This window comes from Paracoccus alkanivorans (assembly GCF_003697785.1).
Taxonomy (GTDB): domain Bacteria; phylum Pseudomonadota; class Alphaproteobacteria; order Rhodobacterales; family Rhodobacteraceae; genus Paracoccus; species Paracoccus alkanivorans.
In genome coordinates, this window is record NZ_QOKZ01000003.1 from 101,788 (window position 1) to 120,860 (window position 19,073).

The window sequence follows — 19,073 nt, forward strand, 5'->3', positions numbered from 1 at the left end:
CAGTCATCTTTCTGAATTTCCGGATACTGGGCAGCTTGAACGGGAACGAATCATTCCGAATGCCTCGCGTGGCGATGATAGGGCAAATACCCGGCCGACAGGATAGAGTGGCCCAATTTCGGAATCTACCCCGCTCGCTTCCGGGCAGGCGGCCAAGATTGCTTACGGTGCGCTCTGCACATGGATTTACCTGCCCATGAAGGATCCAGTGATACGGGAGATTCACGTAAAAGTATAAATTTATGTGTGGAATCTTGGTCTCGGTGTTACCATCTTTATTATGTGGCATGAGCAGCCGCTGTTTCCGTTCAGCAACCAATGGTGTGAAGAAAATGGAGGTTTTCAACCGTTTTTCCGAAGCTTACGACCAGTTGAAGGTCGAAGAGATGTCCTTGCAGGATTACCTTCTTGGATGTCGTGAGGATCCGACGTTACGCGCCACCGCGGCCGAGCGAATGATCTCGGCCATCGGCAAACCCGAGTTGGTCGACACGAGCCAGGACCAGCGTCTTGGACGTGTCTTCCTGAACCGCACCATCAAGCGATACCCGGCATTTTCGGAAATGCATGGCGTCGAAGACACCATCGAACGAATTGTCGGCTTCTTCCAGCATGCCAGCCAGGGATTGGAGGAGCGAAAGCAGATCCTCTACCTGCTTGGGCCGGTCGGTGGCGGCAAATCCACCATGGCGGACATCCTCAAGCGCCTGATAGAGCAGGAGCCGATCTATGTTCTCAAGGCCGGAGACCAGCTTAGTCCGCTGTTCGAATCCCCTCTCGGCCTGTTCGATGTCGAACGCTTCGGCGATCTGCTGGAGGACAAATACAATATTCCCAAACCCCTGCTGAAATATCCCCTGTCTCCCTGGGGTGTGAAACGCCTCGAAGAGTTGAATGGGGATATCTCGAAATTCACGGTCGCCAGGCTGCGCCCCTCGATGCTGCGGCAGATATGCGTGGCCAAGACGGAACCCGGAGACGAGAACAACCAGGACGTTTCCGCCCTGACCGGCAAACTCGATATCCGCCAACTCGAACATCTGAGCCAGAACGATCCGGATGCCTATGATTATTCCGGCGGGTTGAACCGGACGACGCAGGGACTTCTTGAGTTTGTCGAGATGTTCAAGGCGCCGATCAAGGTGCTGCACCCGTTGCTGACCGCGACACAGGACGGCAGCTATATGGGCACCGAGAATATCGGGGCTTTCCCCTATCAGGGCATCGTGCTGGCCCATTCCAACGAAGCAGAGTGGCAGCAGTTCAAGTCGAATCGCAATAACGAGGCTTTCCTGGACCGCATCACCGTGGTGAAGGTGCCCTATTGCCTGCGCGCCACCGAAGAGGCGCAGATCTATGATAAGCTGATCGCCAGCAGCAGCCTTACGAACGCTCCCTGCGCTCCCGAGACCCTGCCGATCATGGCCCGGTTCAGCGTGCTGACCCGCCTGCGCGAGCACGAGAACTCGACGCTATATTCCAAGCTTCGGGTCTATGACGGTGAGAATCTCAAGGATACCGACCCCAAGGCCAAGTCCATCCAGGAATATCGCGACAAGGCCGGCGTTGACGAGGGCATGACCGGCATCTCGACGCGCTTTGCCTTCAAGGTGCTGTCGGAAACCTTCAACCACGACAACCTGGAGATCGCCGCCGATCCGGTGCATCTGATGTATGTGCTTGAGCAAACCATCCTGCGCGAACAGTTCCCGGAGGAAACGCAGGGCCGTTATCTCGAGTTCATCAAGACCGAACTAGCGACGCGTTATGCCGAGTTCATCGGCGAGGAGATCCAGAAGGCCTATCTCGAATCCTATTCCGATTACGGCCAGAACCTGTTCGACCGCTATATCGCCTATGCCGATGCCTGGATCGAGGATCAGGACTACAAGGATCCCGATACCGGCCAGATGTATGACCGCGAAGTGCTGGAGCAGGAGCTCGAAAAGATCGAGAAACCGGCAGGCGTCGCCAATCCAAAGGATTTCCGTAACGAGGTGGTCAAGTTCGTGCTGCGCGCCCGGGCCGAGAACGAGGGCAAGAATCCCGACTGGCACAAATATGCCAAGCTTCGCCGGGTGATCGAGAAGCGCATGTTCTCGAATGTCGAGGACCTGCTGCCGGTCATCAGTTTCGGGGCAAAGCGCGACCGGGAGACCGATGCCAAGCACGCGGAATTCGTCGAGCGCATGACCGATCGCGGTTACACCCAGGGCCAGGTCCGGCGGCTGGTGGAATGGTACATGCGGGTCCGGAAAGCCGGATAGGCGGCGGGCCATGGCACAGTTCATCGACAGGCGGCTGAACCCCAAGGACCGCAGTCTCGCCAACAGGCGGCGCTTTATCCGGCGCGTTCGCGGGGCGGTCAAGAAAGCGGTCGATGCCTCGGTCCAGAAACGCGGCATCGCCGATGTTGATCGCGGCGAAAGCGTCACCGTTCCCGGTGGCGACATCCACGAGCCGACTTTCCACATCGCACGTGACGGCGGCCATCGCGAGCATGTCCTGCCCGGCAACAGGGCTTACCGGAAAGGCGACCGCATCGACAAGCCGCCGGGCGGTGCGGGCGCGGGCCGCGAGGGTGCGCCCGAGGGTGAAGGCGAGGACAGTTTCCTGTTCGTCCTGTCGCGTGACGAATTCCTCGACCTCTTTTTCGAGGATCTGGAGCTTCCCGACCTGATCAAGCGCAGCATGAAGCAGACCGAGTCGCACAAGCCCCGGCGTTCGGGTCTGTCGGTCACCGGGTCGCCGGCCAATCTCAGCGTCCAGCGCACCATGCGCAACTCCATCGGTCGCCGGATCGCCCTGAAGCGCCCCAAGAACGAGCATGTGGAGGAGTTGCGCGAGGAAATGCGCAGGCTGGAACTGACGCTCGATCCGGACGACAAGACAGGCTGGGCAAGGCTGGAACGGCTGCGGGCGCAGATCGATCTGCTCGTTCACCGGCAGAAGCGCATCCCCTTCCTTGACCCGCTGGACGTCCGTTACCGCTTCTTCGAGATGCAGCCCGAGCCCACGGCGAATGCGGTGATGTTCTGCCTGATGGACGTATCCGCCTCGATGGGCGAGCGCGAGAAAGACCTTGCGAAGCGGTTCTTCACCCTGCTGCACCTGTTCCTCAAGCGCCGTTATGACAAGGTAGAACTAGTCTTCATCCGCCATACGCACCAGGCGCATGAGGTGGACGAAGAAACCTTCTTTCATTCCCGCGACAGCGGCGGCACCGTGGTCAGCACCGCCCTGATCGAAATGAAGCGGATCATCGACGAGCGATATGCGCCGTCGGAATGGAACATTTATGCCGCGCAGGCCTCGGATGGCGAGAACTATTCCGGCGACTCGGCCAAATGCGTCGGGATCCTGAACAGCGGCCTGATGAAGCTCTGCCAGTATTTCGCCTATGTCGAGATCATCGACAAGGACGAGGCACTGATCCTGACCAATAACGGCAACGGCACCGAACTCTGGCGTTCCTATCTGGAGGTCGCGGCGAACTGGCCGAATTTCGCGCTGAAACGGGTTGCCAAGCGATCGGATATCTACCCGGTGTTCCGGGAACTGTTTTCGACCGAGGCGGAGACATCGGATGGCTAGGGCGGCGAAGCGCGGCGGGTTGCTGTTCGACGGCAGCGATTGGGATTTCGACACGCTATGGCGAACCTATGACGTGATCGAGGAAATCGCACAGGACGATCTGGGGCTCGACCTTTATCCCAACCAGATCGAGATCATCTCCTCCGAGCAGATGCTTGACGCCTATTCCTCGGTCGGCATGCCGTTGATGTATCACCACTGGTCATTCGGCAAGCAGTTCATCTTCCACGAGCGCCAGTATCGCAAGGGCATGCGGGGCCTCGCCTACGAGATCGTCATCAACTCCAGCCCCTGCGTCAGCTACTGCATGGAGGACAACACCATGCCCCTGCAGGCGCTGGTGATCGCCCATGCGGCCTGCGGACATAATCATTTCTTCAAGAACAACCACCTGTTCCGGCAATGGACCGATGCCGAGGGGATCCTTGATTATCTCGATTATGCGCGCGGCTATATCCAGAACTGCGAAGAGCGGCACGGCCCGGCCGAAGTCGAACAATTGCTGGACGCGGCCCATGCGCTCATGTCCTCAAGCATCTTTCGCCATCGCCGCCCGCCGACCCCATCGATGCGGGCCGAGAAAGAGCGCGAGCGCAAACGCAGCGAAGAGGCCGAGCGCGCGGTGCACTACCTGTGGTCGACACTGGATCAAGGCGGCAAGTCAAAGGGCAGCACGGAGGAGGCAGACGAATACAAGTCGAAAATGCACCTGCCCGAGGAAAACATTCTCTATTTCATCGAAAGCTACAGTCCCGCCCTGAAGCCCTGGGAACGGGAAATCCTGCGCATCGTCCGCAATATCGGCCAGTATTTCTATCCTCAGCAGCAGACGAAGATCATGAACGAGGGCTGTGCCTGTTTCGTTCATTACCATATCCTGAACAGGCTGCATCAGACCGGCCGTATCACCGATGGCGCCATGCTGGAGGTGCTGCACAATCATACGAATGTCCTGACCCAGCCCGTTTTCGACGATCCACGCTATGGCGGCCTCAATCCCTATGCGATCGGATTTGCGATGATGCAGGATATCCAGCGGATTTGCCTCGAACCCACCGAAGAGGATCGCCACTGGTTCCCGGAAATCGCGGGCTGCCGCGACTGGAGAAACGTACTCAAACAGGCCTGGGAAGGTTACCGCGACGAAAGCTTTGTCCAGCAGTTCCTCAGCCCCAAGGTCATCCGCGATTTCCGCATGTTCGCGCTGACCGAGGATGCCGGGACCGATTGGTATACGGTCTCGGGCATCCATGACGAAGCCGGCTACCAGACCGTCAGGGACACGTTGGAACGGATCGGCGACCTGTCGCTGTCGCAGCCAATCATCCAGGTGATCGATGTCGATCTTCTCGGGGACCGGGTGCTGCATCTCCAGCATCGCAAGGTCGCGGGCGTGCCGCTTGATGATGCTGATGCAAAGGCGACGCTGCAGCACTGCAAGCGCCTGTGGGGGTATGAGGTGAAGCTGGCGGAAAGCTCGGCATCCGATCCCGGATAGTCCGGCGGGGAATGACCTCATGCAAGGCATCGATACCGGAAAATGGGCCGGATTCGTGGATGATCTCCACGATGTTCCGCTTTACGACCTGTTTCCCCAAGCCCGGCAAACCCATTCAGCGCTGACGCGCTTTCCGGGGCGGATCACAAAGCCGCTGATGCCAGAGCTGGCCCAGATCCTCCAACTGCCGGACCAGCTTGTCACCATGCCGTTCCAGCCAATCCGGCACCGAGCCGAATTCCTGAATCCGGGCGCGACCCTCACGGATCGCGACGACCGGCCAGTCGCCGACCAGCGCGTTATCGATCCCGAAAAGATCGCGCCCGCTCCAGATTGCGGGACCGAAGGCATGGGGCATCTGCTGGGCATGCTTCATCGAGGCCAGAACCGAGACCGGCTCGACCGTATCGGCAATCTCGACCGCGTTGTGCCAAAGATCGAGGATCGAGGCATATTCCCAGCTCACGGCACTCCACTTCCCGGGAAAACGCCTGTTATAGGCGTCGAAGAAAGCGTGGGGACGACGAAAGAAAAAGGCGGTGTCGGCCAGTTTCGGATCATCGAAATCCGGGAACTGGAAAACGTATCGCTCCATGAAGCCGGGCGAGGTTCGCGCAATCATCTGCGGATAGTCATCTGCCGTGCAGGCAAGGATATGTCCATCAAAGCCCAACCGATAAGCGGCCTCTGTCAGGGCGTGCATCATCGGCGGCGTGGAAGAGCACCAGCACAAAACATCGGGCTTGTCGGCCATCATCGCGGCGACGATGGACGCAGCGTCGGTCTCACCCGGATCATAGCGCAATTCCCTGATGCGCGACCAGCCGACGACATCGAAAGCCGCGCGGTATACCGCGAGCGAGGGCAATCCCAGGCTGTCGCGCTGGCTGCATAACGCGACACGGCGGGCTGGTGGCAACAGGCGGGCCAGATATTCGACTCCGGTGACGTTGAACAGCGGATGGACCTCGGCGGGCGCGATCAGGAACGGCGTGTCGGGGGTCAGGTCCGAGGGCAGCAGCGTGGCGACCAGCACCCGTCGTTTCATCAGGTAGCGCAGGGCAGGGGCAAAGCTGTCGCCGCCAAGGGTCAGGATCAGCCGCACATGCAGCCTTTCGATCATGTCACGCGCCGCTTCCAGCGTTTGCTCGGCCCCCTGCGCACTGTCGAACTCGACGATCTCGACACGGTGGCGCTTGCCCGAAACCATCATGCCGCCTCGATCATTGATCCAGTCGGCCCATATCCGGCAACCGTCCAGTCCCGGCCTCCCCCAATATTGCTCGTCCCCGGAAAGCGGAGTCAGGGCTCCGATCCGCACGGGGTAACGATTCGTCGCGCCAAGGCGGGGCAAGGAGCCGCTGACGGCGAGTCTCTGGGCGAAAGTCGATCTGCTCATGACCCGGTTATAGCCTGATTACCCCGCAGGAATACGCAAGAAAATGACAGCCAGTATTCCAGTACCGGAAAAACAGTGCCACGAGTCTCAGGACCTGGATTGCAAACCGCGATTATGCAGGAGTACCAGCCTTGGACTTGACAACGCCCTCGCCTCTGCCTCAGGTGAGAGTTGCGCTGGTTCCTGCCTTGAGGCAGGCGAAGAGGGAATGCGACAAGCCGGACCGGAAAGGTCTGGTCCAAGCGCAGCCGCCCCCGCGACCGTGACCGGATAGGTCGCCCAAGCCACTGGCAAGATGCCGGGAAGGCGGGCCGACCGTTGGGGAAACCCTGAATCCGCAAGCCGGGAGACCTGCCAGCGCTGGTTGTTGACGGGCGGACGGGGTGATCCGCGACCGGCAGGCAGAAAGCTGGCCGCGCGCCTCTTTTGTCCTTCTGGCCCCACCCTTGCGCCGCGATTGGGAAAGGGGCCGCGATGCGTGCCATATTACATGTCTGCACCACCTGCCGGGGCATCGACCCGGAGGCACCGCTGGAGCCGCGCCCCGGCGCACAACTGCATGACGCCCTGTCCCTGTCCGACCTGCCCGAGGGCGTCGAGCTGCGCCCCGTCGAATGCCTCTCGGCCTGCTCGATGGGCTGCTCGGTCGCACTGTCTGCGCCGGGCAAATGGTCCTATGTCTATGGTCGCCTGACCCCCGACGACGCCGCCGACATCCTGACCGGCGCGGGCGCCTATGCCGCCGCCCCCGACGGTCTCGTGCCGTGGCGCGAGCGCCCGGCGATTTTCCGCAAGCAAAGCCTTGCCCGCATCCCCCCGCAGGAGTGATCCATGACCGATCTGACCAAGACCCCCGTCACCGTCATCACCGGCTTTCTGGGCGCCGGAAAAACGACATTGATCCGCCACCTGATGCAAAACCCGCAGGGCAGGCGGCTGGCCGTTCTGGTCAACGAGTTCGGCACCGTCGGCGTCGATGGCGAGATCCTCAAGTCATGCGCCGATGACAATTGCCCGGCCGAGAATATCGTCGAGCTGTCCAATGGCTGCATCTGCTGCACTGTCGCTGACGATTTCATCCCGACGCTGGAACGGCTGATGGCGATGCCGCACAAGCCCGATCACATCCTGATCGAAACCTCGGGCCTGGCGCTGCCCAAACCGCTGCTCAAGGCCTTCGACTGGCCGGCGATCCGCTCGCGCATCACCGTGGACGGGGTAATCGCGCTGGCCGATGCCGAGGCGGTGGCGACAGGCCGCTTCGCCCCCGACGAGGCCGCCGTGAAGGCGCAGCGCGAGGCCGATGACAGTCTCGACCACGAAACCCCGCTATCGGAAGTGTTCGAGGACCAGATCGCCTGCGCCGATGTGGTGTTGTTGACCAAGCCCGATCTGGCGGGCGATGCGGGTGTGGCCGCCGCCCGCGCCGTGATCGAGGCCGAGGCACCGCGCAGGCTGCCGATCCTGGCGGTGACGGATGGCGCCATCGATCCCTCGGTGATCCTCGGCCTTGCTGCTGCGGCCGAGGATGATCTGGAGGCCCGGCCCAGCCATCACGACGGCGCCGATGACCACGAGCATGACGATTTCGACACGGTGGTGATCGATCTGCCGGAATTCGACGATCCCGAGACGCTGGCAAGCGCCATCGAGCGGCTGGCGGCCGAGCAGAACATCCTGCGCGTGAAGGGCCATGTCGCCATCAGGGCCAAGCCGATGCGCCTGCTGGTGCAGGCGGTGGGCGCGCGGGTGCGGCATCAATATGACCGGCCCTGGGGCGATGCCCCCCGTGTCTCGCGGCTGGTGGTGATCGCCGAGCATGACGATGTGAACGAGGCGGCGATCCGTAACGTGCTGCTGGAGGCCGTGCCCGCCTGATGCATATCGTTTTCCGCGAAAGCCGCGGTCTGGAAGAGACCGACACACCATATGATCCCGGGCAGACACCTGGCGATCTGGTGGTGCTGTCGTTTTCCGACAGCGATCTGGGGGCTTTCGCGGCAGGCTGGCATCGCGCGAACGGGGGGCTGCCCTCGCTGCGGCTGTGCAACCTGGTGGCGCTGCGGCATCCGGTCTCGGTCGATACCTATATCGAGCAGACCCTGTCGGGCGCGAAAGGCATCCTGATCCGGCTGATCGGCGGAGAGGCCTATTGGCCCTATGGGCTGGCCTCGGTGCAGGATCTGGCGCGGCGGCGGGGGATTGCGCTGGCGGTGCTGCCCGGTGACGGGCGCGACGACCCGCGGCTGGAGTCGGTCTCGACCGTGCCCGCCTCGGTGCTGCGGCAGCTCAGTCGGCTCTGCGATGCAGGCGGGGCGGTGGCGGCACAGGCCGCGCTAGCGCAGATGGCCATGGCGGCGGGGCTCTGGGCCGAGCCGGTCATGGGCACGACATCCGTGCCGCAGATGGGGTTTTACGATCCCGGCCAGGGCGTGATCGCGGCCCCGCCCGACGATGGCCCGTTGGCCCTTGTCAGCTTCTACCGCAGCTATCTGACCGCTGTCGATACCGGCCCGGTCGATGCACTGATCCTGGGGCTGCGCGAGGCGGGTTTCAAAGCCTGCGGGGTCTTCGCGCCATCGCTCAAGACTCCGGGCTTCGGGGAATGGTTGACAAAGGCGCTCCCCCACCCCCCGGTGGCCATCGTGAATGCCACCGGCTTCTCCGCACGCATGGAAACCGGCTCCCCTTCTTCTTCATCCCAATATCCTCGGGGGGCGCGGGGGGCAGACAGCCCCCCGCCTTCGCCGGAACCCTTCGATTTCGGCTGCCCGGTCTGGCAGGTGGCGCTGTCCACCAACCGCCGCCGGGAATGGCAGCAGGCGGAACGCGGCCTGTCGCCATCGGATCTTGCCATGCATGTGGTCCTGCCCGAAATCGATGGCCGGATCTTCGCAGGTGTAACCAGCTTCAAGGCCCCCGAGCCGCGCGACCCCGACCTGCAATTCAGCCGCTTCGGCCATCGCGCCGAGCCTGATCGCGTCGCTGCCATTGTGGACCGGGTCAGCGCGCGACATCGCCTTGGCACGACCGCACCCGGGGATCGCCGCATCGCCATGGTCCTGTCCACCTATCCGGGGCGCGACTGGCAGACGGCCCATGCGGTGGGGCTGGACGCGCTGGCGTCAGCGGATGCCGCGCTGCAAATGCTGGATGATGCCGGTTACCGCATCGCCGCCGGTCCTGCCGCCGAGGCACTGGCGGCCGAGCGCATCGACTGGTCGCTGGCCGATTACCTGGCCGCGCTGGAGCATCTGCCCACCGAGCTTCGCGACGATCTGCGGGCCGAATGGGGAGAGGCGCAGGCCGATCCCGATTGCAGCGACGGCGCCTTCCACTTTGCCGCGATCCGGCGCGGCAACCTGCTGCTGGCGCTGCAGCCCGAGCGTGGCCGGCGCGACAGCCGCAAGGACGATTACCACGACCTGACCCGTATCCCGCGCCATGCCTATGTCGCCTTCTACCTGTGGCTACGCGCGCAGGGCCTGCATGCGCTGGTCCATATGGGCGCGCATGGCACGCTGGAATGGCTGCCCGGCAAGGCGGTGGCGCTGTCGGCCTCCTGTTGGCCCGAGGCGCTGGTGGGTAATCTGCCGGTGATCTATCCCTTCATCGTCAACGATCCCGGCGAAGCGGCGCAGGCCAAGCGCCGCCTTGGTGCGGTAACACTGGGCCATCTGCCACCACCGATGGTCGCAGCGGCCATCCCGGCGGGCTTGGGCGAGCTGGAGCGGCTGCTGGACGAATTCTCCACCGCCGACGGGCTGGACCCGGCCCGCCGCGACCGCCTGACCCAGGCTATCCGCGAAGAGGCGCGCGCGGCGGGAGTCGAGGCGGAACTGGGCATCCCGCCCGATGCCAGCCCCGCCGAGGCGATCGCCCGGATCGATCTGTTTGTCTGCGATCTCAAGGAAAGCCAGTTCGGCGAGGGGCTGCATGTCTACGGCTCGGGCGATTGCGGGGCCGAGGAACGCGCCGGGCTGCTGGCCGCGCTGGATGGCCGTCATGTCGCGCCCGGTCCTTCGGGCTCGCCCGCGCGGGGTCGCAGCGACGTGCTGCCCACCGGACGGAACCTGTTCAGCACCGATCCCCGCGCCGTGCCGACCCCTGCCGCCCATGCGCAAGGCATCAAGCTGGCCGAAGAATTCCTGCGCCGCCACCTGCAGGATCACGGCGACTGGCCAAGGGGGCTGGTCGTCGATCTGTGGGGCAGCGCGACCATGCGCACGGCGGGCGAGGAATTCGCCATGGCGCTGCATCTGGCCGGTCTGAAGCCGGTTTGGGATGCCGGATCAGGGCGGGTCTCGGGCGTCGAGGTGGTGCCGCTCACCCTGCTGAACCGCCCCCGGATCGACGTGACGCTGCGCGTCTCGGGCCTGTTCCGCGACGTGTTCCCGGTGCTGGCGCAGCTGTTCGAGACTGGTGCTGCGGCATTGGCCGGGCGCGGGGAGGATCCGGCGGACAATCCCTATCAGGCCCGCAGCCCCCGCGTCTTCGGCCCCGAGCCGGGACGATACGGGCTTGGCATGGGCTCGGCGGCGGATGATTTCACCGATCAGGCACGGCAGGCGGCGGGCGAGGCATGGCTGGCGGCGTCAAGCTGGTCCATCGGCGCCGATGGCAAACCGCGCCCCGATCGCGCGGCGCTGGAATCGCGGCTGGCGGGGGCGGACAGTTTCCTCCATGCGCAGGACCTGCCGGAAACCGACCTTCTGCTGGCCGCCGATTATGCCGCGCATGAGGCCGGCTTCGCCGCCGCCATGGCGCGGATCGGGGCGGCGGAGCCCTCGCTCTACCATCTCGACGCCACGCAACCCGACCGCCCCCGCGCCCGCAGCCTGACCGAAGAGATCGCCCGCACGGTCCGCGCCCGCGCCTCAGATCCGCAATGGGCCGATGGCATGGCCGCGCATGGATTCCGGGGCGCGGCAGAGATCGCCGCGACGCTGGATCACCTTGCCGCTTTCGCGCATCTGGCCGGGGCGGTGCCGCCGCATCTGTTCGATCTCTATCACGACGCGACGCTTGGCCGGCCCGAGATCGTGGGTTTCATGGAGGATGCCAACCCGGAAGCCCTGCAGGCAATGCGCGACCTGTTCCGCCGCCTGTCCGATGCCGGGCTGTGGGCGACCCGCCGCAACTCCATCGCGGCCTCGCTGGAGACGGAACAATAAGCGGGATCAGGGGATGGTGCCCCGGCGCGCTGCGCCCGATGGAATCGGGCGATGGCTGGATCACCCGCATCCGCCCGCATGGAGGGCGGCTGAGCCCCGTGCAGGCAACGGGGATTGCGAGTGCCGTGCGGGAACATGGTAACGGGCTGATCGATCTGACCGGACGCGCCAATCTGCAAATCCGCGGCGTGACGCCCGCCAGCCATGCCCCGCTGATCGAGGCCCTTCGCGCGCTTGACCTGATCGATGCGGATATCGGGGCCGAGCAGCGGCACAACGTCATCGTCACTCCTTTCGCCGATCCCGAAACCGACGGGCTGGCCGCGGAACTGGAGGCAGCTCTGACCGCTTCTGCCCTGCCGCTGCCCTCGAAATTCGGCTTTGCCGTCGATACCGGCCCCGCCCCGGTCCTGCAGGACATCCCCGCCGATATCCGGCTGGAGCGGGGTGCGGATGGTAGCTTGATCCTGCGAGCCGACGGGTTCCCATATGGCGCGCTCTACCGCAGTGCTGCCGAGGCGCTGGCCTTGGCCGAATGGTTCCTTGCACAGGGCGGAGCGCCCGAAGGACGGGGGCGAATGGCCGGGTTGATCGCGCGCGGAACGCCGCCAGCGGATGCGATGCTGGCCCCCGCCCCTGTCTTGCAGACACCCGCTCCGGGACCTGTTCCGCAAGGGATGTTGGTCGGCCTCGAATTCGGCCAGATCGAGGCGGGAACATTTGCCACCCTCGCCGCGTTCGGCCCGCTCCGCGTGACCCCGTGGCGGATGCTGCTGATCGAGGGTTCGGCCAAGATCCCCGCCCTGCCCGGCCTGATTGCGGAACCCGGCGATCCCCGGCTGCGGCTGCGGGCCTGCACCGGCGCACCGGGCTGCCGCCATGCCCATGCGGCGACCCGCGCCCTTGCCCGCCGGCTTGCCTCGCACGTGCCCAAGGGGCGAGTGCTGCATGTCTCGGGCTGCGCCAAGGGCTGCGGCTGGCCGCGCGCCGCCGATCTGACCCTGACGGCCACGCCCGAGGGCTTCGACCTTATCCGGGGCGGCTGCGCCTCGGATATTCCCCAGCTTCGAGGGCTGCCGCCCGCCCGACTGCCAGAGGTTCTGTGATGCCTTACGATTACGAAAAGGACGGCGCCGCGATCTATCGCCAATCCTTCGCCACCATCCGGGCCGAGGCCGATCTGGCGCGCTTCACCCCCGAAGAGGAAATTGCCGCAGTCCGCATGATCCATGCCGCCGGGATGGTCGAGCTGGCCGCGCATATCCGCTTTACCCCCGGCATGGCCATCGCCGCCCGTGCCGCGCTGGAAGGCGGCGCGCCGATCCTCTGCGATGCGCGGATGGTCAGCGAGGGCATCACCCGCGCCCGCCTGCCCGCCGGGAACGAGATCATCTGCACCCTGCCCGATCCACGCGTGCCCGCCATGGCGCGGGACATGGGCAATACCCGTTCTGCCGCCGCGCTGGAACTGTGGCGCCCGCACCTGGACGGCGCGGTGATCGCCATCGGCAACGCCCCGACCGCGCTGTTCCATCTGTTGAACATGCTGGAGGATCCCGCCTGCCCCCGCCCCGCCGCGGTCATCGGCTGCCCGGTGGGCTTCGTCGGCGCGGCGGAATCCAAGCAGGCGCTGATCTCTGCCCCGCCCGCCCCCGCGCTCATCATCGAGGGGCGCTTGGGCGGCTCGGCTATTACCGTCGCTGCCGTCAACGCGCTGGCCAGCCGCAAGGAGTAAGCCATGACCCAAGCGAAAGGCAGGATCATCTGCGCGGGCCTCGGCCCCGGCGATCCCGAACTGATCTCGGTCAAGGCCGACCGGGCGATCCGGGGCGCGCGGCATGTCGCCTATTTCCGCAAGGCCGGGCGGCAGGGGCAGGCGCGCCGGATCGTGCAGGGCATGCTGGCCGAGGGCGTGACCGAATACCCTATGGAATACCCGGTCACCACCGAGCTTCCCTTTGACAGCCCGGAATACAACGCCCTGCTGGCCGCATTCTATGACCAATGGGCCACGAGGCTGGCCGATCTGGCGCAGGATCACGAGGTGGTGGTGCTCTGCGAGGGCGATCCGTTCTTCTACGGCTCCTTCATGCATCTTTACATCCGCCTGCGGGGCCGCGCCCCGGTCGAGGTGATCCCCGGCATTCCGGGCATGGCGGGCTGCTGGAACGTGACCGGGCAGCCGGTCACATGGGGCGACGACGTGCTGAGCGTGGTCATGGGCACCCTGTCTGAGCCCGACCTTATCCGGCATATGCGCGGATCGGACGCGCTGGTGGTGATGAAGACCGGCCGCAACCTGCCCAAGATCCGCCGGGCGCTGGCGGCAGCCGGACGGCTGGACCAGGCATGGCTGATCGAACGCGGCACCATGCCGGGCGAAAGGGTGGTGCGGCTGGCCGAGATCGAGGCAGGCGACTGCCCCTATTTCGCCATCGTGCTGATCCACGGACAGGGCCGCCGCCCCGTCTCGATGCCAGAGGCGGCGGAATGAGCGGTCGGGTCACGGTCGCGGGGCTCGGCCCGGGCGCCGATAGCATGGTCACGCCCGAGGTCAGCGCAGCCCTGGCCGAGGCCACGGATGTCATCGGCTATATCCCCTATGTCGCCCGCATCGCGCCGCGCCCGGGCCTGACCCTGCATGCCTCGGACAACCGGGTCGAGCTGGACCGCGCCGCCCATGCGCTGGAACTGGCGCAGGCGGGGCGGCGCGTGGTCGTGGTCTCCTCGGGCGATCCGGGGGTCTTCGCCATGGCCTCTGCCCTGTTCGAGGCCGTCGAGGCCGATCCGTGCCATGAAGCGCTCGACATTCGCATCCTGCCCGGCATCACTGCCATGCTGGCCGCCGCCGCGCGTGCAGGCGCGCCATTGGGGCATGATTTCTGCGCCATCAACCTGTCCGACAATCTCAAGCCCTTCGCGCTGATCGAGCGCCGGTTGCGGCATGCCGCAAGGGGCGATTTCGCCATGGCGTTCTATAACCCCCGCTCGGCCAGCCGCCCGCATCAATTCGCCCGCGTGCTGGAGATCCTGCGCGAGGAATGCCGCTCTGATCCGCTGATCACATTCGCCCGTGCCGTCTCGACACCCGATGAACGGCTGATCACCGTAACCCTGTCCGAGGCGCGCCCCGAGATGGCAGATATGCGGACGGTTGTGCTGCTTGGCAATTCCGCGACCCGCCGCGTCGGGCGCTGGATCTATACCCCGCGACGAGCGGAGGGCGCGACATGATGCAGCCACGCCATCGCCTCTTCGGGGCTCGCGACCCTGAGGCGCGGCGGCAGCCGGGGCCTGTCGATCATCACCACCGGCAGGTGCAGGTGGCGGGCGGCGACCAGCTTGGCCTCGGTCCCCGCGCCACCGGAATTCTTGGCTACCAGATGAGTGATGCCATGGGCGCGCATCAATGCCTCGTCCCCCTCTGCCGTGAAGGGGCCGCGGGCGATCACGGCCTCGGCACCCTGCAACGGAAGCGGCCCCTCCGGCGGATCGACCAGCCGCAGCAGGTAATGATGCGGACGGGTGGCAAAGGGGGCGAGGTTCTGCCTGCCGATGGCCAGGAACACCCGCGCGGGCGCGTCGGGCAAAGCGCGGGCGGCCCCCTCGGGATCGGCGGCATGGGTCCAGCGGTCCCCCGGCCCGGCGCTCCATGCCGGGCGCTCCAGCGCCAGAAGCGGGGTTCGCGTCTCTTCGCAGGCGACAACCGCGCTGCGGCTCATCTGCGCGGCAAAGGGATGGGTCGCGTCGATCACATGGCTGATCGCCTGCTCCCGCAGGTAGGCGGCCAGCCCCGGGACGCCGCCGAAGCCGCCCACGCGCAGCGGCAGGGGCTGTGCGAGCGGCGCATGGGTGCGGCCCGCATAGGAAAACACCGCATCCATGCCCGCATCCGCCAGCAGGCGAGCCATGCGGCTGGCCTCGGTCGTGCCGCCCAGCAGAAGGATACGGATCATGGCTGAACCCTGGTTGACGATCATCGGTATCGGCGAGGATGGCTTGGCCGGGCTGCCCGATGCAAGCCGTTCCGCGCTGGAACAGGCCGAAATCGTTTTTGGCGGCCCTCGGCATCTGTCGCTTGCTGGGGTCGGGGCCAAGGGGCAGCCTTGGCCGGTGCCCTTCGATACCGCCCCGGTGCTGGAATGCCGGGGGCGGCCCATCGCCGTGTTGGCCTCGGGCGATCCGTTCCGTTTCGGCGCAGGAGGGGCCTTGGCCGAATGGCTAGAGCCCGGAGAATGGCGCGCCCTGCCCGCGCCGGGCATATTCTCGCTGGCTGCCGCACGGTTGGGATGGCGGCAGGAACAGACCGCCTGCCTTGGCCTGCACGCAGCACCATTCGCCCGCCTGCGACCATATCTGGCACCGGGTTGCCGGATCATCGCCACCCTGCGCGATGGCGCGGCGCCAGTGGCCCTGGCGGAATGGCTGACGGCACAGGGCGCGGGGGCGATGCGCATGGCGGTGCTGGAACGGCTTGGCGGCGCGCAGGAGCGTGTGCGACAGACCCGCGCAGACGGCTTTGGGATCACGGGAATCGAGGCCCCGGTCGCCGTCGCCCTCTGCGGTGCCGACCTGCCGCGTGGGTTCGGCCCGGCCAATGCGCCGGGACGGCCCGAAGCGGAATTCGCCCATGACGGCCAGATCACCAGATCGCCCATCCGCGCCCTGACGCTCGCCGCTCTGGCCCCACGGCGCGGCGCGCTGCTCTGGGATATCGGCGGCGGATCGGGCGCGGTCTCGGTCGAATGGGCACTGGCCGGAGGCCGCGCCTGCTGCATCGAGCCGCGCCCGGATCGGCTGGCCAATATCCGCGCGAATATCGAGGCTTACGGGTTGTCCGGTATCGTCGAGCCTATCCATGGTGCTGCCCCCGAGGCGTTGGCCGGTCTGGCAGAGCCGGATGCAGTCTTTGTCGGCGGCGGTGCAAGCCGGGAATTGTTCGAGACGCTCTGGCCGCTTCTGCCCGCAGCCGCCCGGCTGGTAGCCAATGCCGTAACGCTGGAAACCGAGGCCCTGCTGACCGATCTGCATGTCCGCCGAGGCGGCAGCCTGACCCGGATCGAAATGGCCGAGGCCGCGCCCCTTGGTCGGATGCGGGGCTGGCAGGCCGCACGGCCAGTGGTGCAATGGCAGGTGACGCGATGAGAGTGGCAGGTTTCGGCTGCCGTCCGGGCGCGCCCATCGAGGCGCTGCGTGATGCCCTGGCCCGGACCGGGATGCAGGAACTCTCGGCACTCGCCACCATCCCGGTGCGCGAGACTGAACTGACCGCCTTGGCGCGCGCGCTGGACTTGCCGCTGCATCTCAGCGAGGTGGCAGGCATCACCACTCCCACGCGATCCGAGCGTATCCAGGCCATGCACGGCACCGGCTCGATCGCCGAGGCTGCTGCCCTGTCAGCCTGTGGACCGGGCGCGAGGATCATTGTCACCCGTGTCACCAGCACCTGCGGCCGCGCCACTGCGGCCATCGCCGAACGCAAGGAAACCCCATGACCGTCCATTTCATCGGTGCCGGTCCCGGCGCGGCTGATCTGATCACCCTGCGCGGGCGCGACCTGATCGCGGCCTGCCCGGTCTGCCTCTATGCGGGCAGCCTGGTCCCCGAGGCATTGCTGAGCCATTGCCCGCCCGGCGCGCGGATCGTAAATACCGCGCCGCTCAGCCTCGACCAGATCATCGGCGAGATGGCCTCGGCCCACGCGGCGGGCCATGACGTGGCGCGGCTGCATTCGGGTGACCTCTCGGTCTGGTCGGCGATGGGAGAGCAACTGCGCCGCCTGCGCGTACTGGATATTCCCTTCGAGGTGACACCCGGTGTCCCCTCTTTCGCTGCCGCTGCCGCTGCCTTGCAGACCGAGTTGACCCTGCCCGGCATCGCCCAATCCGTGGTGCTGACCCGCACGCCCGGCCGCGCCTCGGCCATGCCGCCGGGCGAGACACTGGCCGCATTCGCCGCCACGGGTGCGACTTTGGCCATTCACCTGTCGATCCACGCGCTGTCCCGCTCGGTAGCCGAGCTAATTCCGCATTACGGCCCCGATTGCCCGGTGGCCGTTATCTGGCGCGCAAGCTGGCCCGATCAGCGGGTGATCCGCTCGACACTGGCCGGGATCGAGGCCGAGGCGGAAGGCATCGACCGCACCGCACTGATCCTTGTCGGTCCGGCACTCGCGGCGGAAGGCTTCGACGACAGCCGCCTTTATGCCGCCGATTACGACCGCCGTTACCGCCCTACCGGTGCAAACCCGGAATTTCCCGAATGATGATGCCTGGATATACCGATGGCCCCCGAGGTATTTGCACAAAGAAGAAGAGGCATTTGGTTCCAAATGTCCCGTCATCAATAGTAAAAGGGCGGCAAGGAACTATCCTGCCGCCCGATCCGTCCGCGATATCCTCTGATCAGATCAGCTTGCCCATCGCAACCGCGGTATCCGACATGCGGTTCGAGAAGCCCCACTCGTTGTCATACCAGGTCAGGATCCGGCAAAGCTTGCCTTCCATCACCTTGGTCTGATCCATGTGGAAAATCGAGCTATGCGAATCGTGGTTGAAATCCGACGAGACCAGCGGTTCTTCGGTATAACCCAGGATACCCTTCAGCGAACCTTCCGCAGCGGCCTTGATCGCGGCATTGATCTCTTCAACCGATGTGTCGCGGGCAGCCTCGAAGGTCAGGTCGACAACCGAGACATTGGGCGTCGGCACACGGATGGCGACACCATCCAGCTTGCCTTTCAGCTCGGGCAGCACCAGCCCCACGGCCTTGGCAGCGCCGGTCGAGGTCGGGATCATCGACAGCGCGGCGGCGCGGGCGCGATACAGATCCTTGTGCATCGTGTCCAGCGTCGGCTGGTCGCCGGTATAGCTGTGGATCGTGGTCATGAAGCCACGGGTGATGCCGATGCTGTCATTCAGCACCTTGGCAACCGGTGACAGGCAGTTGGTCGTGCAGCTTGCATTCGAGACCACGATATCGTCCGAGGTGAGCGTGTCGTCATTCACACCGAAAACGATGGTCTTGTCGGCATCCGTTCCGGGAGCCGAGATCAGCACGCGCTTGGAGCCGTTCTCCAGATGCGCCTGGCATTTTTCCTTCGAGGTGAAGATGCCGGTGCATTCCATCACCACATCGACATTGCTCCAGGGCAGTTCGGCGGGATTGCGGATGGCGCTGACCTCGATCGGACCACGGCCCACATTGATCGTCGATCCCTCGACCTTGACCTCGGCGGGAAAACGGCCATGCACGCTGTCATAGCGCAGCAGATGGGCGTTGGTCTCGACCGGGCCCAGGTCGTTGATGGCGACGACTTCGATATCCGTGCGTCCCGATTCCACGATGGCACGCAGCACGTTGCGCCCGATGCGTCCGAAACCGTTGATGGCGACTTTGACAGCCATGG

The 19,073-nt window shown here is 65.2% G+C and carries 16 protein-coding genes and 1 riboswitch; of the genes, 13 read left to right on the forward strand and 3 right to left on the reverse strand.

Features of this window, described 5'->3' with window-relative positions:
• Window positions 1-332: 332 nt before the first annotated feature.
• The 3 genes from C9E81_RS08680 to C9E81_RS08690 are packed head-to-tail and all read left to right on the forward strand — an operon-like array spanning window position 333 to window position 5,092.
• Complete coding sequence (locus tag C9E81_RS08680) at window positions 333-2,267, forward strand: PrkA family serine protein kinase (RefSeq protein WP_122111939.1); 1,935 nt, start codon at window positions 333-335, stop codon at window positions 2,265-2,267.
• A 10-nt stretch (window positions 2,268-2,277) separates the two neighbouring features.
• Complete coding sequence (locus C9E81_RS08685; RefSeq protein WP_122111940.1) at window positions 2,278-3,594, forward strand: YeaH/YhbH family protein; 1,317 nt, start codon at window positions 2,278-2,280, stop codon at window positions 3,592-3,594.
• Window positions 3,587-5,092 (forward strand): SpoVR family protein, encoded by a 1,506-nt coding sequence (locus C9E81_RS08690; RefSeq protein ID WP_122111941.1) that lies wholly within the window; start codon window positions 3,587-3,589, stop codon window positions 5,090-5,092. Before C9E81_RS08685 ends, C9E81_RS08690 begins: the two co-directional genes overlap by 8 nt.
• A gap of 115 nt (window positions 5,093-5,207) precedes the next feature.
• On the opposite strand, the gene C9E81_RS08695 is transcribed toward C9E81_RS08690, so the two are convergent.
• On the reverse strand, window positions 5,208-6,491 hold the full coding sequence (locus tag C9E81_RS08695) for an ABC transporter substrate-binding protein (RefSeq protein WP_122111942.1): 1,284 nt from the start codon (window positions 6,489-6,491) through the stop codon (window positions 5,208-5,210).
• A gap of 160 nt (window positions 6,492-6,651) precedes the next feature.
• Window positions 6,652-6,864, forward strand: a riboswitch (cobalamin riboswitch).
• 101 nt (window positions 6,865-6,965) lie between these two features.
• Between C9E81_RS08695 and C9E81_RS08700 the strand changes: the two genes are divergently transcribed.
• Genes C9E81_RS08700 through cobJ form a run of 7 tightly spaced genes read left to right on the forward strand, consistent with a single transcriptional unit; the run spans window position 6,966 to window position 14,899 of the window.
• Entirely contained in the window at window positions 6,966-7,319 is a 354-nt protein-coding gene (locus tag C9E81_RS08700; protein ID WP_122111943.1) for a DUF1636 family protein, read from the forward strand.
• A 3-nt stretch (window positions 7,320-7,322) separates the two neighbouring features.
• Window positions 7,323-8,369: a cobalamin biosynthesis protein CobW gene (gene cobW / locus C9E81_RS08705; protein WP_122111944.1), complete on the forward strand. Its 1,047-nt coding sequence runs from the start codon at window positions 7,323-7,325 to the stop codon at window positions 8,367-8,369.
• Entirely contained in the window at window positions 8,369-11,665 is a 3,297-nt protein-coding gene (gene cobN / locus C9E81_RS08710) for a cobaltochelatase subunit CobN (RefSeq protein ID WP_122111945.1), read from the forward strand. The genes cobW and cobN overlap by 1 nt, the downstream gene beginning before the upstream one ends.
• On the forward strand, window positions 11,614-12,771 hold the full coding sequence (cobG, locus tag C9E81_RS08715; RefSeq protein WP_279432709.1) for a precorrin-3B synthase: 1,158 nt from the start codon (window positions 11,614-11,616) through the stop codon (window positions 12,769-12,771). Before cobN ends, cobG begins: the two co-directional genes overlap by 52 nt.
• A complete protein-coding gene (locus C9E81_RS08720; protein WP_122111947.1) occupies window positions 12,771-13,400 on the forward strand; it encodes a precorrin-8X methylmutase in 630 nt (209 codons plus the stop codon). The genes cobG and C9E81_RS08720 overlap by 1 nt, the downstream gene beginning before the upstream one ends.
• A gap of 3 nt (window positions 13,401-13,403) precedes the next feature.
• A complete protein-coding gene (locus C9E81_RS08725; protein WP_122111948.1) occupies window positions 13,404-14,159 on the forward strand; it encodes a precorrin-2 C(20)-methyltransferase in 756 nt (251 codons plus the stop codon).
• Entirely contained in the window at window positions 14,156-14,899 is a 744-nt protein-coding gene (gene cobJ, locus C9E81_RS08730) for a precorrin-3B C(17)-methyltransferase (protein ID WP_122111949.1), read from the forward strand. The genes C9E81_RS08725 and cobJ overlap by 4 nt, the downstream gene beginning before the upstream one ends.
• Here the strand turns inward: cobJ and C9E81_RS08735 are convergent.
• Entirely contained in the window at window positions 14,866-15,621 is a 756-nt protein-coding gene (locus tag C9E81_RS08735; RefSeq protein ID WP_122111950.1) for a cobalt-precorrin-6A reductase, read from the reverse strand. The two genes, cobJ and C9E81_RS08735, sit on opposite strands and share 34 nt — an antisense overlap.
• On the opposite strand from C9E81_RS08735, the gene cbiE reads away from it, so the two are divergent.
• Genes cbiE through cobM form a run of 3 tightly spaced genes read left to right on the forward strand, consistent with a single transcriptional unit; the run spans window position 15,620 to window position 17,930 of the window.
• Window positions 15,620-16,810, forward strand: coding sequence for a precorrin-6y C5,15-methyltransferase (decarboxylating) subunit CbiE (cbiE, locus tag C9E81_RS08740; RefSeq protein ID WP_122111951.1), 1,191 nt, complete (start codon window positions 15,620-15,622; stop codon window positions 16,808-16,810). The genes C9E81_RS08735 and cbiE overlap by 2 nt on opposite strands.
• On the forward strand, window positions 16,807-17,160 hold the full coding sequence (locus C9E81_RS08745; RefSeq protein WP_122111952.1) for a cobalamin biosynthesis protein: 354 nt from the start codon (window positions 16,807-16,809) through the stop codon (window positions 17,158-17,160). Before cbiE ends, C9E81_RS08745 begins: the two co-directional genes overlap by 4 nt.
• The gene (gene cobM / locus C9E81_RS08750) at window positions 17,157-17,930 is read left to right on the forward strand and encodes a precorrin-4 C(11)-methyltransferase (protein WP_122111953.1); all 774 of its coding nucleotides are present in this window, start codon (window positions 17,157-17,159) and stop codon (window positions 17,928-17,930) included. The genes C9E81_RS08745 and cobM overlap by 4 nt, the downstream gene beginning before the upstream one ends.
• Window positions 17,931-18,069: 139 nt before the next feature.
• On the opposite strand, the gene gap is transcribed toward cobM, so the two are convergent.
• Window positions 18,070-19,071 (reverse strand): type I glyceraldehyde-3-phosphate dehydrogenase, encoded by a 1,002-nt coding sequence (gene gap, locus C9E81_RS08755; RefSeq protein ID WP_122111954.1) that lies wholly within the window; start codon window positions 19,069-19,071, stop codon window positions 18,070-18,072.
• Window positions 19,072-19,073 lie beyond the last annotated feature (2 nt).